The 15,475-nt window shown below is 57.0% G+C and carries 12 protein-coding genes and 1 riboswitch; of the genes, 5 read left to right on the top strand and 7 right to left on the bottom strand.

The genetic code is table 11. From position 1 onward, the window contains the following. The first annotated feature begins 44 nt into the window (after positions 1–44). On the top strand, positions 45–386 hold the full coding sequence (locus tag ADB08_RS01475; protein ID WP_005512007.1) for a HesB/IscA family protein: 342 nt from the start codon (positions 45–47) through the stop codon (positions 384–386). 178 nt (positions 387–564) lie between these two features. Here ADB08_RS01475 and asnB read toward each other — a convergent pair whose 3' ends face one another. Next, positions 565–2,490: an asparagine synthase (glutamine-hydrolyzing) gene (gene asnB, locus ADB08_RS01480; protein ID WP_049170233.1), complete on the bottom strand. Its 1,926-nt coding sequence runs from the start codon at positions 2,488–2,490 to the stop codon at positions 565–567. A gap of 498 nt (positions 2,491–2,988) precedes the next feature. Here asnB and ADB08_RS01485 point away from each other — a divergent pair, with 498 nt between their 5' ends. Then, the gene (locus ADB08_RS01485; protein ID WP_049170235.1) at positions 2,989–4,164 is read left to right on the top strand and encodes a cytochrome c oxidase subunit II; all 1,176 of its coding nucleotides are present in this window, start codon (positions 2,989–2,991) and stop codon (positions 4,162–4,164) included. Between the two features lie 35 nt (positions 4,165–4,199). After that, positions 4,200–4,646 (top strand): cytochrome c oxidase subunit 4, encoded by a 447-nt coding sequence (locus ADB08_RS01490; RefSeq protein WP_049170236.1) that lies wholly within the window; start codon positions 4,200–4,202, stop codon positions 4,644–4,646. 159 nt (positions 4,647–4,805) lie between these two features. Here ADB08_RS01490 and ADB08_RS01495 read toward each other — a convergent pair whose 3' ends face one another. From ADB08_RS01495 to ADB08_RS01515, 5 genes are all read right to left on the bottom strand, one after another. Next, the gene (locus ADB08_RS01495; protein WP_049170239.1) at positions 4,806–6,533 is read right to left on the bottom strand and encodes an ABC-F family ATP-binding cassette domain-containing protein; all 1,728 of its coding nucleotides are present in this window, start codon (positions 6,531–6,533) and stop codon (positions 4,806–4,808) included. A 166-nt stretch (positions 6,534–6,699) separates the two neighbouring features. Further along, positions 6,700–8,328 carry a cytochrome b gene (locus ADB08_RS01500; RefSeq protein ID WP_016423029.1) on the bottom strand — a complete coding sequence of 543 codons (1,629 nt, stop codon included), beginning with the start codon at positions 8,326–8,328 and terminating at the stop codon, positions 6,700–6,702. Further along, positions 8,325–9,536 carry a ubiquinol-cytochrome c reductase iron-sulfur subunit gene (locus ADB08_RS01505; RefSeq protein ID WP_049170241.1) on the bottom strand — a complete coding sequence of 404 codons (1,212 nt, stop codon included), beginning with the start codon at positions 9,534–9,536 and terminating at the stop codon, positions 8,325–8,327. The genes ADB08_RS01500 and ADB08_RS01505 overlap by 4 nt, the downstream gene beginning before the upstream one ends. After that, a complete protein-coding gene (locus tag ADB08_RS01510) occupies positions 9,533–10,423 on the bottom strand; it encodes a c-type cytochrome (RefSeq protein ID WP_016423027.1) in 891 nt (296 codons plus the stop codon). Before ADB08_RS01510 ends, ADB08_RS01505 begins: the two co-directional genes overlap by 4 nt. Before the next feature lie 75 nt (positions 10,424–10,498). Further along, positions 10,499–11,113, bottom strand: coding sequence for a cytochrome c oxidase subunit 3 (locus ADB08_RS01515; RefSeq protein ID WP_088611596.1), 615 nt, complete (start codon positions 11,111–11,113; stop codon positions 10,499–10,501). Between the two features lie 536 nt (positions 11,114–11,649). On the opposite strand from ADB08_RS01515, the gene trpD reads away from it, so the two are divergent. Then, entirely contained in the window at positions 11,650–12,717 is a 1,068-nt protein-coding gene (gene trpD / locus ADB08_RS01520; RefSeq protein WP_049170243.1) for an anthranilate phosphoribosyltransferase, read from the top strand. On the opposite strand, the gene ADB08_RS01525 is transcribed toward trpD, so the two are convergent. Beyond that, on the bottom strand, positions 12,714–14,303 hold the full coding sequence (locus tag ADB08_RS01525) for a DEDD exonuclease domain-containing protein (RefSeq protein WP_049170245.1): 1,590 nt from the start codon (positions 14,301–14,303) through the stop codon (positions 12,714–12,716). The two genes, trpD and ADB08_RS01525, sit on opposite strands and share 4 nt — an antisense overlap. A gap of 413 nt (positions 14,304–14,716) precedes the next feature. After that, a riboswitch (cyclic di-AMP (ydaO/yuaA leader) is annotated at positions 14,717–14,859 on the top strand. A 14-nt stretch (positions 14,860–14,873) separates the two neighbouring features. Here ADB08_RS01525 and ADB08_RS01530 point away from each other — a divergent pair. Further along, entirely contained in the window at positions 14,874–15,452 is a 579-nt protein-coding gene (locus ADB08_RS01530) for a C40 family peptidase (protein WP_048731217.1), read from the top strand. Positions 15,453–15,475 lie beyond the last annotated feature (23 nt).

Below are 15,475 nucleotides of genomic sequence, written 5' to 3' on the forward strand. Positions count from 1 at the left end.
GTCGACTCGCATACTTAAACACTTCAACAAGGAGGACACGCGCTATGACTACTGCTCAGAGCACTGGCGTTACCCTGACCGAAGCTGCGGCTGCCAAGGCAAAGGCACTTCTGGACCAAGAAGGTGCTACCGACCTGGCACTGCGTATTTCCGTGGCTCCGGGCGGCTGCGCCGGCCTGCGCTACCAGCTCTACTTCGATGACCGCAGCCTCGACGGCGATGTCGCCGAGGTTTTCGGTGGTGTCAAGCTGGTTGTTGATCGCCAGTCGGTTCCGTACCTGTCCGGTGCCACTATCGACTTCGCTGACACCATTGAGCAGCAGGGCTTCACCATCGATAATCCGAATGCCACCGGCTCCTGTGCTTGCGGTGACTCCTTCAACTAAGTCATTAGCTGAGCAGAGCTGTTAGTAGACGCTGTGAAAAGCGTCGGATAGTAAAAGGCTCGGACCTCACTCTTGTTAACTGAGTGAGGTCCGAGCCTTTTCTATTGGTTGCCCCAGCGATGGTGACAGCCTGCCGGGGCAGGATGGGGCTGAATCGCGGAGACCGTCGTAAAGCGAGCTAGAGCTCGACGGGGTAGTCGCGCTGCTCGATGTCCGGAGTAATGCGGTCTTCGATGAAGAGGCCGTGCCAGACCATGAAGGCAAGGATGGTCCAGAGGCGGCGGGAGTGGTCGCGCTCGGTTGGGTGGTGCTCGGCGAGCATCTTGAGCACGGCGTCCTTATTAATGAACTCTTCGGTCTGGGACTCGCGGATGATGTCCTCGGCCCAGCCGTGCAACTCGTCGCCTGCCAGCCAGTGGCGAATCGGCACCGGGAAGCCCAGTTTGCGGCGGTTGAGCACGTGCTCCGGAACAATCTGCTCCATGGCGCGACGCAGTGCGTACTTGGTGGTGCCGTGAGAAACACGCATGTCCACCGGCAGCGTCTGTGCAACGTCGAAGACCACACGGTCGAGGAACGGCACGCGCAGCTCCAGGGAGTTAGCCATGGTGATCTTGTCCGCCTTGACCAGAATGTCGCCACGCAACCAGGTGAACAGATCCAAGTGCTGCATCCGAGTCACCGGGTCCCAGCCTTCAGACTGCGCGTAAAACGGCGCAGTGACATCGCTGTGGTCCCATTCCTTCTTGGCCCACGGCAGCACTTCCTGCAGCTGCTCAAAGTTAAAGGAACGAGCATTGCCGTAGTAGCGCTGTTCCAGCGGAGTAGTGCCTCGCTGCAGGAGCGACTTGCCGCGCATGCCCTCTGGCAGAGCTTCGCCGACCTTAGCCAGACCGCGCAGCAGGGGAGATGGAACCTTGTCGAACGGCTTCAGCGACAGCGGCTCCTTATAAATGGTGTAACCACCAAAGAGCTCGTCTGCGCCCTCACCGGACAGTACGACCTTAACGTGCTTACGAGCCTCTGCGGCCACGAAGTACAGCGGCACCAGTGCAGGGTCAGCTACCGGGTCATCGAGGTACCACATAATCTTCGGAATCGCCCCGGCGAACTCCTCCGGCGAGACGACCTTCACAATGTGCTCGACGCCAATGGCGGCGGCGGACTCGGCAGCCACATCGACCTCTGAGAAGCCCTCGCGCTCGAAGCCAGTGGTAAACGTCAGCAGGTTCGGGTTGTGGCGCTTAGCCAAAGTTGCAATCGCAGTGGAGTCGATACCGCCCGACAGGAACGAGCCCACCGTGACGTCGGCACGCATATGCTTCTCGACGCTGTCCTCCAGCGCACGGGCAATGCGGTCAAAAACGTCCTGCTCAGCGCCCTTAGCGACTGGCTGAATCGGGAAACTAGGCTTGAAGTAGCGGGTCTGCTTAACTTCGCCACCAGGCGTAACGATGGCAGTGCAGCCCGACTCCAGGCGGACGATGTCAGTGTGCAGAGACTCCGGTTCCGGCACGTACTGCAGGTCGACGTAGTGCTCCAGTGCACGCTTATTCAGCTTTTTCGCATCGATGCCCATCTCCGGCGCGGCCTCCAGCAGGGACTTCTTCTCAGAACCGAAAATCGTGCCGCGCTCGGTGGTGGCGTAGTAGAGAGGCTTAATGCCGAACGGATCGCGCGCCAGGAAAAGCTTGCGCTCGACGCTGTCCCAAATAGCAATGCCGAACATGCCGCGCAAGTGCTTTACGACGTCGGCTCCCCAGTGGTGGAACCCAACGACGATAGGTTCGCCATCGCCGGAGGTATTAAAGGCGTAACCTTCCTTCTCCAGCTGCTCGCGAAGTTCGACGAAATTGTAGATTTCGCCGTTGAAGGTCATGGAGTACCGATTCGGCTGATTTTCTGGTCCCCACTGCAGCGGCTGGTGGCTGTGAGCAATATCAATAATGGATAGGCGGTTGAAGCCGAAAACTGCGTCCTCATCGTGCCACGTGCCTGCATCGTCAGGACCGCGGTGCCGCATGCAGGGCAGAGCCCTTTCGACAACGGGAACGAGCTCCGCTGCGTCAGAATTTGCAGTCAGGATTCCGAGAAGACCACACATGCTTCGTGCGCGCACCTTTCACTTAGTGTCACTTAGTGGGTTTTTACGGCTTCGTAGCTAGAGGATCAGCGCGACTGACTGTCGTCTGAACCGGTGGCCATGAAGAACCGCCGCGTGGCTGAGTAATTGGGTTGAACCCCAGATTGGCGCCACATAGAAATGCTGCACCTACTTTAATGCCTTTTGGGGAAAAGGGAGAATGTCTTAGCTCGCCGTGTCTGGCCTCGGCGCGGGGTTATGCGGAACGGTGTGGGCGTCAGCTCGTGGCGCAAACACTAAAAAATTCATAGACTTGGGAGCGGCAACAGGGTGTAACTGGTGAGAATGCCACCCCCGATAGGCGGGTCTTTCTCAGTATTTTATTAGGGCAGATATACTCAAAGGCACCCCACAGCCATATTTATTGTGGAGAAAGCTTAAGAATCGACTACTCTGCTTGGGTAGGACGAAACCTTAATCGGTTATCGAAAATTGTGTGGATCAGGAAGGCAGACACACGTGAATCAGCGTAGAAAGTTCGGAGTCGCCCGTAAGCTCGGCGTCCTCGGCGTTGCCGCCGGTAGCGCAGCCTTGCTTGCCGGCTGTGATGTTAATCCTCCGGAGAACGGCTTCTTCAAGCTGCTCCGCTTTGGTTGGCCGGAAGGTGTTACCCCGGAAGCGCAGTCCATGGGTAACTTCTGGGTTTGGACCTGGGTTGCAGCTTGGATTATCGGCATCATTGTTTGGGGTTTCACCTTTTACTCGATGGCAAACTTCACAGCCAAGAAGGCTGAGAAGAAGGGCAAGGGCGAGTTCCCGCGCCAGACTGCATACAACGTTCCGGTTGAGTTGTCTCTGACTATTCTGCCGATTCTGATCGTGATGGCTCTGTTCTTCTTCACCGTTCAGACGCAGGACAAGGTGACTGCCCTGGATAAGGATCCGGAGGTCACTGTCGACGTCACCGGTTTCCAGTGGAACTGGAAGTTCGGTTACGCCAACATTTCCGCTGACCTGATGGGCGGCGAGGAATACAACGGCCGTATTGAGAAGCCGGCTGATGAGCAGTTCTTCACCGAGGGCGGCCACGAGGTTCCGTCCGCTGAGGATCGCGCAAAGCAGAAGGAGTACCCGGTTCACGGTCGCTCCAAGGAGAGCCTCGACTACCTCCACTATGACGAGATTGAGACCCTCGGTACCACCGAAGAGGTTCCGGTCCTCGTTGTTCCGGAAGACACTGCAATCCAGTTCGACCTCGCGTCCGCTGACGTGATTCACTCCTTCTGGGTTCCGGAGTTCCTCTTCAAGCGTGACGTGTTCCCGCACCCGGAGGCCAACAAGTCCAACCGTATCTTCCAGATTGAGAAGATCGACTCGGAGAAGATGGCTAACCGCCCGGAGGACAACCCGAGCGACAAGGTCAAGAACGCATTCGTCGGCCGTTGTGCTGAGATGTGTGGTACTTACCACGCAATGATGAACTTCGAGATTCGTGCTGTCTCCCGCGAGGCATTCACCGAGTACATCAAGTTCCGCCAGGAGAACCCAGAAGCTACTAACGCTGATGCTCTGAAGCACATCGGTGAGCCGGCATTCGCAGTCTCCACTTCGCCGTTCAACTCCGGTCGTGTCGACACCCGCGACATGGGTGACCGTGGTGCTAACACCATTGACCTGAACGCGACCGCCAAGTAAACCCAGCAAGATTCTTACCTAAAGGAAGTTCTCAAATGAAGTCTGCAGCAAAGCTCTTCTACGGACTTACCGTGTTCCTGGGGGTCATGGCTGTCGTCTACATCTTCGGCACTCAGTACCTTCAGGACACCGGTAACGTCATCAACGAAAGCCATGGTCGCCTCGAGTGGGCTGGCGCAACCGGCCTGGTCCTCGCAGCTCTGATGACTCTGATGCTCGGTGGATACTTCCACTTCACTGAGCGCCGCTCCGACATCACCCCGGCTGACTTCGAAGAGGCAGAGATTGCCGACGGTGCAGGTACCCTCGGTTTCTTCTCCGCTAGCTCGATCTGGCCGTTCGTGATGACCATGGGCATCCTGCTCATGGGCTACGGCATCGCATTCATGGCCTACTGGCTGATTGTCCTTGGCGCGGTAATCCTGATCGTCTCCAGCACCAAGCTCAACACTCAGTACATCACTCCGCCGGAGAAGCACTAGTCCGAGTGCAATCAGACTGAACCACAGTCGTAGATAACCGAAAAGTCTCTCCCACTAACAACGGTGTTAGTGGGAGAGACTTTTTTGTTTGGACGAGTTGGGGATCCTAACTGGTGTTACCTCGCCGGTTAGGATCTTTAGTCAATATATGATTCCGCATCAGGCGAATTCGATGGGTTTCTGCCCCTTAGGTAGTTCGATGACCTCACCGTCAGTCACCTGCAGATGACGCGCTTCGAGCGAGTTGATCATGCGGTGATCGTGGGTAATCACAATAATTGTGCCCTCTGCAGATGCGATCGCGTCTTGGACCTGCTCGATTAGATCCACACTCAGATGGTTCGTAGGCTCGTCGAGCAGCAAGATCTCCGGTGGGTTGGCTACGACCAACGCTAACGCCACCCGTCGCTGTTGGCCGATGGAGAGGCTTCCTACCGGGCGATTGGCATCCTCGGGGCTAAGCAACCCAAAGTCGTCGAGAGGCACGCGGGCATTGGGCGCAAGGTCGTACAACTCACGGGCGGACTTCTTTGGGTTTTCCCAGTCTTGTTCCTGGGCCAGCATGGCTACTCGACAGTTCTCGCCGATACGCACCTCGCCAGCCTGCGTCTCAACTTGCCCCATGATCGTCTTAAACAAAGTAGATTTGCCGGCCCCATTAGGGCCGGTGATCACGACCTTGTCGCCGGGACGAATAGTCAGTGAACCAACCCGAATTCGATCTGGGACGACCACACCGCGCATCTTGATGTGAAAATCTTCATCGCTGCCCGAAGCAGCGCGCTTGGTCGGTAAGGGGGCGGTCAACGGGGCATCAAAGCCCAGTAGTGCCGGTGGACGCTCCACACCTTCCTCAATGAGTTCCTCCAGCCGTTGCTTAGCCGAACGCACGCGGCGGGCGATTTGCCGCTCTACACGACCGCCACGGCGGTCATAAGCCATCTTGTTATTGTCCGTCATTTCCCGACCCGGTGAGACCTCACGAGCGCCATTCTCGATGGTGTCTTCCAACCGATTGCGTTCATGCTCCTCCGAGCGCCACTGGTGCTCCCATAGCTCACGCTGGTGGCGACGGTGCTTCGCGTAGTCGGAGTAATTACCACGGAACAGCCCAATACCAGGGCGCCCCGGCACCAAGTCTCCAATTACAGTACAAACGGCATCCAGGAAGTCGCGGTCATGTGTTGCCACCACAACCACTCCAGGGTGGTTCTGGATGGTGTCAATCACGAGCTGGCGACCGCGTTCATCGAGATGGTTGGTGGGCTCGTCGAGAAGCAAAATCTCTGGCTTTCGAATGAGCGTAATCGCGAGCCCCAACCGCGCCCGCTGCCCGCCGGAAATCTCCGTGGTTAGTTGCTCTGTCAGGGGAGCGCCGTCCGGAGCAGAACCGGTCAGGCCGAGATGGTCGAGCACAATCTCCGCATTATGTTCGGCGTTCCAGTCATCGTGAGCCATGACGTCCGAGAAGGCCTTCGAATACGCCTTCTCTGCCGCCTTAGACTCATCTGGGGTCTCTGCTAAGGCCATCGCCTCAGCTGCCTCTTCTAACTCCGCTAAACGACGTTTCGAGGGGCCGAGGGCTTCATCGATAAGCATTTGCACCGTGGAGTCGAAAGGAGCTTCCAGTTCCTGAGAGCCGAGTACACGCGTGCCAATATGAGTCACCGTACCGCTCGTGGGCCGACGACGACCCGACAGCAGCCAAAGAAGAGTGGACTTGCCGGCTCCGTTGTCTCCAACCAGACCGAGGACATCGCCGTCGGAAAGCGTGAGCGAGACATCGCGCAAAACAGGCGTGGCCTCGTAGTCGAAGTTGACACCGTTGGCGACAAGCTGTGTGGCGTTGCTCGAAAGATCGGTGGTGGGGGAGGGACTGGTAGACATATGTCCATTTTAGTACTGGTAAACAGCAGATTTGGTATCCGACATATGTGGGGTCAAGGCGAAATCGGAAGAATCTGGGTAACAAAAACCACCCCGGTCGACATCCGAAGTGGATGCGGACCGGGGTGGTCTTATTTGAGCGCAGTAGAAAACCTACCGCGGAATTTTACTGCTCGAGCTGGCGACGCTCTTCAGCGTTCTGAGCTTCGAGGTCACGGAACATCTGAGCCTGCTGCTCGTGGTTCTCGTGCTCGATACGAGCTGCCTCTTCGGCGATCTCCGGGGAGTCCGGGCTGAAGAAGCTACCGCGACCCGGGCTACCAGCGGCACCCAGTTCGTTCATGGTCTTCGGGACGTAAGCACCCTGGTACTCGAGCGGAACGGCGTGGCCGTGCTCGTCGACCGGACCCAGTGGCTGATGGACCTCGATGAAGGAACCATCAGGCAGCTGGTTGATGATGCCCGTCTCGATGCCGTGCTCCAGGACAGCGCGGTCAGAGCGCTGCAGGCCGATGCAGATTCGGTAAGTGACGAAGTAAGCGATCGGAGGCAGGATAATCAGACCGATACGGCCAACCCAGGTCATCACGTTCAGCGAGATCTGGAAGTGGTATGCGATCAGGTCGTTACCACCGGACAGAGTCAGCAGGGTGTAGAAGACCAAAGCCATGGCACCCAGGCCGGAGCGAACCGGCACGTCGCGCGGACGCTGCAGCAGGTTGTGGTGGGCGTTGTCGCCGGTGATCTTCGCCTCGATGAACGGGTAAGCGAAGAGCAGGACAACCAGAACACCACAGAGCAGGGCGACCCAGAAGACTGCCGGGATCGTGTAAGAGCCCAAGTAGAGCTCCCACGGCGGCATGACACGGGCAGCACCGTCAGTCCACAGCATGTAGATATCCGGCTGGGAACCAGCGGAAACCTGCGCCGGGTTGTACGGGCCAAGGTTCCAAATTGCGTTGATCTGGAAGATACCAGCGAATAGCGCCAGGAAGCCGAACGTAATCAGGCCGAAGGAAACGGACTTGACTGCGAAGATCGGGAGAATACGAACGCCGACGACGTTGTTCTCGGTACGACCTGCGCCAGGGAACTGGGTGTGCTTCTGGTACCAGACCAGAGCCAGGTGAGCGGCAATCAGACCCAGCAGCAGGGCCGGGAGAATCAGCACGTGTGCAATGTACAGGCGCGGGATAATCATGTCACCCGGGAAGTCGCCGTTGAACATCATCCAGTGCAGCCAGGTGCCGATAATCGGCAGACCGATGATGATTGCGGACATAATACGCAGACCAACACCGGATAGCAGGTCGTCCGGCAGGGAGTAACCCATGAAGCCCTCTGCCACGGACAGCAGCAGGAGGATGGAACCGATGACCCAGTTAGCCTCACGCGGCTTGCGGAATGCGCCGGTGAAGAAGATGCGGAACATGTGCGCCATGATGGACACGGCGAACAGCAGAGCACCCCAGTGGTGAATCTGGCGAATGAACAGGCCACCGCGAACCTCGAAGGAGATCTGCAGGGCGGTCTCGTAGGCGCGAGACATCTCGACACCGTTGAGCGGCGCGTAGGCACCGTCGTAAATGACCTTCGACATCGACGGGTCGAAGAACAGAGTCAGGTAAACACCCGAGAAAAGCAGGACTACGAAGGAGTAGAGTGCAATCTCGCCCAGCAGGAAGGACCAGTGGGTAGGGAATACCTTATTGAGCTGCTTACGCATGCCGCCAGACAGGGTGTAGCGGTCATCCATATTCTTAGCAGCGGTTGCTAGTTTCGTTGGATTACTCATGACTGACGCTCCCAGAATGCCGGACCGACGGGCTCAATGAAGTTGCCCTCTGCGTACATGTAGCCTTCTTCGTCAACGCTGATCGGCAGCTCTGGAAGAGCGCGAGCAGCTGGACCGAAGACTGGCTTGCCGTAGTGCAGTGCATCGAACTGCGACTGGTGGCATGGGCAGAGAATACGGTTCGTCTGCTGTTCGTACAGAGAAGTCGGGCAACCGATGTGTGTACAAATCTTCGAGTAGGCGAAGTAGTCGCCGTAGTGGAAGTCTTCCTGACCCTTGCGCAGGATTGCCTTTTCAGCGTCCTGGGAACGCAGACGGATCAGCATGACCGAGTTGCGGGAGCCGTGAATCGAGTGCATGTGTGCCTCGTAGACATCAGCATCCTTGGAGTACTTGTCGCCGTCGTTGACGTCCTCCTCCGGAAGAGGGAAGACGGTCTCCATGGAACCTGCGGACAGGTCCTCTGGGCGGAGGCGAACCAGGCGGGAAACGCCCTTAGTGGTGTAGCCGTGTACGCCCTCTTCAGCGATAGCGCCGGTGTCGCGACCCAGGTAAACCTTGTGGCCCTTCTCGACGAGAGTCCAGCCGGTGGTCCACAGGGTGCCGTCACCAGTGACGTCAACGTCGTGGCGTGGCTTCCACGGGTTCTTAATCATGCCGCCAAGCGGAAGGATCATGCCGATACCAGCCAGGACGGCGCCGGTACCAAGGAGGCCCTTGATAGCGGAGCGACGACCCAGGGTGGAGGTCTGCCAAGAATCGTTCAGCAGGGCAACGATGGTCTTCTGGTCTACCTCTTCGGACGGACCATCGTGGCGGCGCTGAACCGAAATTTCTTCCGGAATGAAGCGCTTGGTGAACTTAACTGCACCAATACCCAGGGTGACGATGCAGCCACCGATGGTGATACCCAGCAGCGGGGTGTACATGGTGTACAACCACAGACCCTCTTCGCCGTGACCCTTGTAGTGCCACGGGTAGAACAGGTAGATGGCGATGAATGCCAGGCCAAGAATGACCGACAGTGCCAGCCAGATGGTGACACCACGAGCCGCGCGCTTTTCAGCCGGGTCGTTGGCAATCGGGAAGCGTTCCTTGCGGTAAGCAATGGTCACGTCATCGAGTTCAGCACCCAGACGAGCGAGATCCGCATTGCTCATCTTCGACAGCTCTTCGGAGCTGTACTTCTTGTTTTCGTTATTACTCATCGGCGGGATCCAATCCAAAGAGCGGCCGCTACGAGAGCGACAATGCCTACAATCCACATGACAAGGCCCTCAGCAACTGGGCCGATGCCACCAATGCCCCAACCACCCGGGGTCGGAGTTTCCTTGGCGTTCTTGATGTAGGCGATGATGTCCTTCTTCTCGTCAGCAGACAGCTGGCGGTCAGAGAACTTCGGCATATTCTGCGGGCCGGTCAGCATTGCCTGGTAGATTTCCTGCTCATTTGCAGGATCCAGGACCGGTGCGTACTTACCGCTGGACAGTGCGCCGCCACGACCGGTGAAGTTGTGGCAGGATGCACAGTTCAGGCGGAACAGCTCGGAACCGCGAGCAACGTCAGCCTTGTCAAGCTCACCGTTCGGGCCGGCGTTCTTACCGCGCAGCGACTCCATAGCGATGGAGCCGTCCTCGTCGCGGACGATGCCGGCGCCGCCACCATTAGCCTGGACGTAGGCTGCGATAGCCAGCGTCTGCTCTTCGGAGTAACGCGGGGTCTTACGTGCTGCCTGAGCCTCGTTGCGGAGCATCGGCATACGACCGGAGTGAACCTGGAAGTAAACCGAGCCTTCGCCGACGCCAATCAGCGACTTGCCGCGGTCCTTAACGCCCTGAAGGTTGGCGCCGTGACAAGTAATACAAGCAACGTCGTAAAGCTCCTTGCCCTGCTGAATCATTGCGGCTTCATCCTGCTGAGCAGTAGCCGTCTGTGCATCAGGGGTCAGAGCATTAGCGAGGAAGCCCGCGCCGGTGAGGGCGAGAGCCATAGCCATAATGCCGGAGGCAGTACGGCGCATCTTGCGGCGGCCCTTTGACTTCGGGGCCGCAGCCAAGGACGTGGTGTCCTTGGTTTCGGAGGTAGTGTTTTCCATCTTTTTCCCTTTAAGACTGTTCGTGGAAAGTGGATGGGCTGTAGGCCGTACTAAACAAAGGACGGCCAATACGGCCTACTGGATGAAGTAGATGGTGATGAACAGGCCAATCCACACGACGTCGACGAAGTGCCAGTAGTACGAGACCACGATGGCAGCAGTGGCCTGTGCCGGGGTGAACTTCGCCTTGGAGGTACGGATAAGCACCACAACGAAAGCCAGCACACCCGCGAGGACGTGGGCTGCGTGGAATCCGGTGGTGATGAAGAAGACCGAACCGTAAATGGAGTTCTGAATGGTCAGACCGTGGCTAACCAGGGTGAAGTACTCGTAAGCCTGGCCGACGAGGAAGATTGCACCCAGGGCGGTAGACAGTGCGTACCACTTACGGAGTGCGAAAACGTCGCCACGCTCGGCCGCGAACACGCCCCACTGGGCAGTGAACGAAGACGACACTAGGATCACGGTGATCAATAGTGCGTACGGGACATTGAGGTGGCCGGTACCCCAATCCCACGAATCGCCCTGGCCGTTCGCGCGTGACACGAAGTACATCGCGAACAGACCGGCGAAGAACATTAATTCCTGAGACAGGAACACAATCGTGCCGACACTGACCATATTCGGTCGGTTCAGTGTCGCAGCACGACGTGGTGCTGTCATACCTTGATTTTCAACTGCGCTCGTCACAACTAACAGTATGTACTGTTCTTAAGGAGTAGTCACGTTGCAACCCCCGTTTTTGTATAAAAATTCCTAAAATCCCAGGTCGCGAGAAAAGGTTTCTGAGAATTTCACTAATTTTTCCCCCTGTTGGGAACTTTCCAGTGTCCTTATCCGACGCGGGTGAATTCGAGGGCTTTGTTGTGCCGAGGTGCGCGGTGTCCATCCCCCTGGACTGCCAGGTTCACTTCCGGTGAACCTGGGTTTGCGATACTGCGGCATCAGCTGTCGGTTAGTTTATCGCAGGTTCGGCTCTATTTAATATCGTATTTTTCCAGTTGCCCCAATGGGGGTGAGATTTTCGGCGAACGCAAAAGGTGGACCTGGTGATGCGCTGGATATATGGGGGAGGTATCTTGTCTTATTACGTACATCACGGTGGGATTTTTCAAAAGCCCTGTGATGTGGTGCACCTGGTGGACCGGATAACCAGTAGTACCTAGGTGCAGTTGTATTAATACTGTACGGGTACAGACTTGACTATCTAGTGGAAGGGAGTGGCGATGAGCGAGATCGGCGATAAGAGGGCGGTCGAGAACTGGCGCCATGTTCTCTCCACGATTGGCGCTGGCCGCGAAGTTTCCGGTGAGGGCATTCGATTCGCCATGGATCAGATCATGTCTGGTGCTTCCGGAGACGTGCAGACCGCAACGTTTGCTTTCGGTCTCCTCGCCAAGGGGATTACGGCTGCCGAGCTCGATGCTGCGGCTGAAGGCATGCTTTCATTTGCCCGCCCAGTTCATGATCCACAGCTCGCCGGTGTTATTGAGCGTGGAGCAGTCGATATCGTCGGCACCGGTGGTGATGGCGCAAATACCGTCAACATCTCCACGATGTCCATGATTGTTATCGCTGCCAGTGGTGTGCCGGTGCTCAAGCACGGTAACCGCGCGGCTTCTTCGAAGTCGGGCGGAGCTGACATGCTGGAGGCCTTTGGCATCGACATTGAGAACGGTCTCGTTACTTCTCCGGAACATCCGGATTTCTACGTGCGCTTCCTCTTTGCCGCTCGCTTTCATCCGGCCATGCGCTTCGCTGGACCGGTGCGTAAGGAGCTAGCGGTTCCGACAGTCTTCAACCTGTTGGGGCCGCTGACGAATCCAGCACGCCCGCAGGCGAGCTTGATTGGCTGTGCCTTCGAAGATCAGATGGAGACGATGGCGGACACCTTCGCCCGCCGTGGTCAGCGCGCTTTGGTGGTTCGCGGAAGCGATGGTCTCGACGAGATTACCGTTACTGGTCCCACCAAGGTCTTTATTGTGGAAAACGGAGAAGTTGCCGAAGATGTCATCGATCCACATGACTATGGCATGGAGTACTCCGAAATTGACGCGCTGCGTGGCGGTGACCCCGCTTACAACGCTGATGTTGCACGTCGCATTTGGGCTGGCGAACTCGAAGGTCCGATTCGCGATGCAGTCATCCTTAACTCCGCTGCCGCGATCGCCATTTCGCGTGGTCTGAGTGGCCGTCCACTAAAGGAAGCTATGGCCGACTCCATTGAAGAGGTCAAGGAAACGCTCCAGTCGGGGCTGTGCCTGGACATCCTTACCGCGGCGATGAAGGGTTAAGGTTCACGTCGCGCTTCACGACGTGCTTGCTGCGCGTCAATTGCCCACTGAAGGTATTTTCCTGCGCCTAACCTAGGGTAGGAATACTCGCCTCCGGTGGGCTTTATTCGTACCTCCGGGCGCTGCAGCCATTTCCAGATAATACTGAGTTCATCAATCGATGCTCCTTTATATAAGGAATCATCTGGAGTGACTGTTTGGGCTGAACTCTCCATGAGCTCGATGATGTAGTTCATTTCCGCGCCACGTGGTGCGGTGCTGGCGCCGGCCAACCTGCCGTAGCGAATTTCCGCTAGATGCCAGCCGCCATTGCCATCGGGGAAAGCGGCTTGCAGAGATGGGATGGCTGCAAGCATGCTCAGGCGCTGCTGCTTGTCCAAGCTGATAATGAACTCCGCGGCGCGGTCACGTTGCACTGCCGCGCGTTGGAAGCGGTGTGCTTCGGCAAGTGCTGATATCTCTGCAATCATGTCTGCGATCTCGTCTGCGCCGGTGGTGGAGATCTGAGCGGTTGTTATCGCAAAGTCGTCGTTAAGCGCGGAGAACCTGTCGCGGATGGCAGTAGCGGTGTCGCGCGTGCGGAAAGGACCTAGGCTGCGGGCGTCGGTGACTGCCCGGCTAATCTTGGCAGGCCGACCGGGGCTAGTGGGGACGATGTACCAGCCGCGGGTTGGTTCGGTGCGTTGTCGGTTGTAGGGCGGACGGAGTGCAGAGATCAGACGAGCCTCGCGAATTTCTGCAGCGAAGCCGTGCGGGCACTCGATGATCTCGACGCGTTCGGCTAGAGAGACCATTTCCGTAATCTTGCGACGAGAATCAGTACCGTTGAAATACTGCAGAAGTCTACGTCGCAAATCGAGAGCTGTACCTATATATAAGGGGTCGTCATTTCTTGACCGAAAAACATAGACACCAGGGGTGTGCGGAGCTCCATCGGCAAGGTGCCGTTTAGCACGAACCTCTGGAGCGACGGTGGGCGAGTAGTGCACTAGCTCGGACGCTGTTTGTACTTCATCGCCAGCTAGTCTCTCCACGAGGTAGTGAAGGACGTCGACGGTTGCGATTGCGTCGTCAAGCGCCCGGTGGGTGGGGCGATTCGGAGAACCGACGTACCGTGCGAGCTGTGAGAGCTTGAAACTGCCAACTTGTGAGCGGTCGAGGACGCGACGCGCCAACGTGAGGGTGTCTACGACACTGGGGCTCGGCCAATCTAGGCCCAAATCTGTGCAAGCCTGGCGGAGGAATCCAATATCGAACTTGGCATTATGCGCAACCCAGACGCTTCCCCGGGCAAATTCGAGGAACTGAGTAATAACTGTGCCGAGCTGTGGGGCGGTTTCAACATCGGCGGTAGTGATGCCGGTCAGAGATGTGATGTGGTCAGGGATCTCCATACCGGGGTCGATGAAGCTGGAAAAGGTGCCAATTGTCTTACCGCCACGGGTTTTGATGGCCCCAATTTCAATGATGTGGTCGTTTTTGGCCTTCAATCCGGTCGTTTCCAGGTCTACGACGACAAAGGTGGTGTTGAAAAGAGAATCATCGACGGTGCCTTCGAGAGGGAAGTGCTGTTGTCCTGAATCCACGTCAATAATCCTATTCTGAGCGCTCCTAGTGGTGTTAAAACTGTGAAACTTGAGCAAATTGAGCTGTTGCAAGCTGGGGTGTGACATAAAACACGTTTTGAGCCCGCGATAAAAATGTGTCGACTTTAAGGCATTAAGTGTAAAGTTCTCGGCGGACTTCAAAATGCCAGGTAGTGACACGTTTATCAAACTGTTATTATTCCGCTATAGGGGGAGTGTTTAGTTGTAACAGCTTGGTAACGGTTTAGTTCTATCGATGGTAACAACCGGGCCTCGAGCGGTTTTCTGGACAAACGGCTAGACAAAACTTGATGCCATTTCGTAACCTTATCGAGACATTGAAACGGGGCCACTGAGTTGGTGCCGGTCATTGATAAGAAAACACAGAGCCTTATCGAAGGTCCTGAGGGTCTAAGTAGTGAGAGCCTCAGGGGATTCGAGCCGGGGACCCACCTCGAACCATGGGGTGAATCCCAAAGGGAAATCCCGGAGGGTAGGAAGTCTTCCATTCTTCCGAACCCGTCAGCTAACCCGGTCGGCTAAACAGGAAGATTTTGGAGTTTCAAAACAATGGGCAAGCACCACCGCCGTTCTAACTTTGCACGCAACGCAGTCGCATTTGGCGCAACTGTCGCCGGCGTTACCGCTCTCGCAGTTCCGACCGCTAACGCTAACCCGCTGAACGACATCCAGGGCGCACTGAACGGCTTCGATACCCCGCAGGTTGCAGGTATGCAGGATGTTGTTGGCAAGTTCAACGACATCGCAGGTGAGGTTACCTCCGGCAGCGTTGCAAACGTTGCAGCACCGTCCACTGGTTCGGCTATCGTCTCCGCTGCACGTTCCAAGATCGGTTCCCCGTATGTGTGGGGCGCTACCGGTCCGAACTCTTTCGACTGCTCCGGTCTGACCTCCTGGGCATACCAGCAGGTCGGTAAGTCGATCCCGCGTACCTCCCAGGCGCAGGCTTCCCAGGGTACCGCGGTCTCCAGCCCGGCACTGGGTGACATCGTTTCCTTCTACTCTGGCGCTACCCACGTCGGCATCTTCTCCGGCAACGGCAACGTGATTCACGCTCCGCAGTCCGGCGATGTCGTCAAGGAAGCTCCGATGAACTACATGCCGGTTCACAACTTCGTCCGCTTCTAATCTGTTTGAACGGATGACAACCT

Origin of the sequence: Corynebacterium sp. 239_CJEI (assembly GCF_001055995.1) — a bacterium.
GTDB classification, from domain to species: Bacteria; Actinomycetota; Actinomycetes; order Mycobacteriales; family Mycobacteriaceae; genus Corynebacterium; species Corynebacterium jeikeium_D.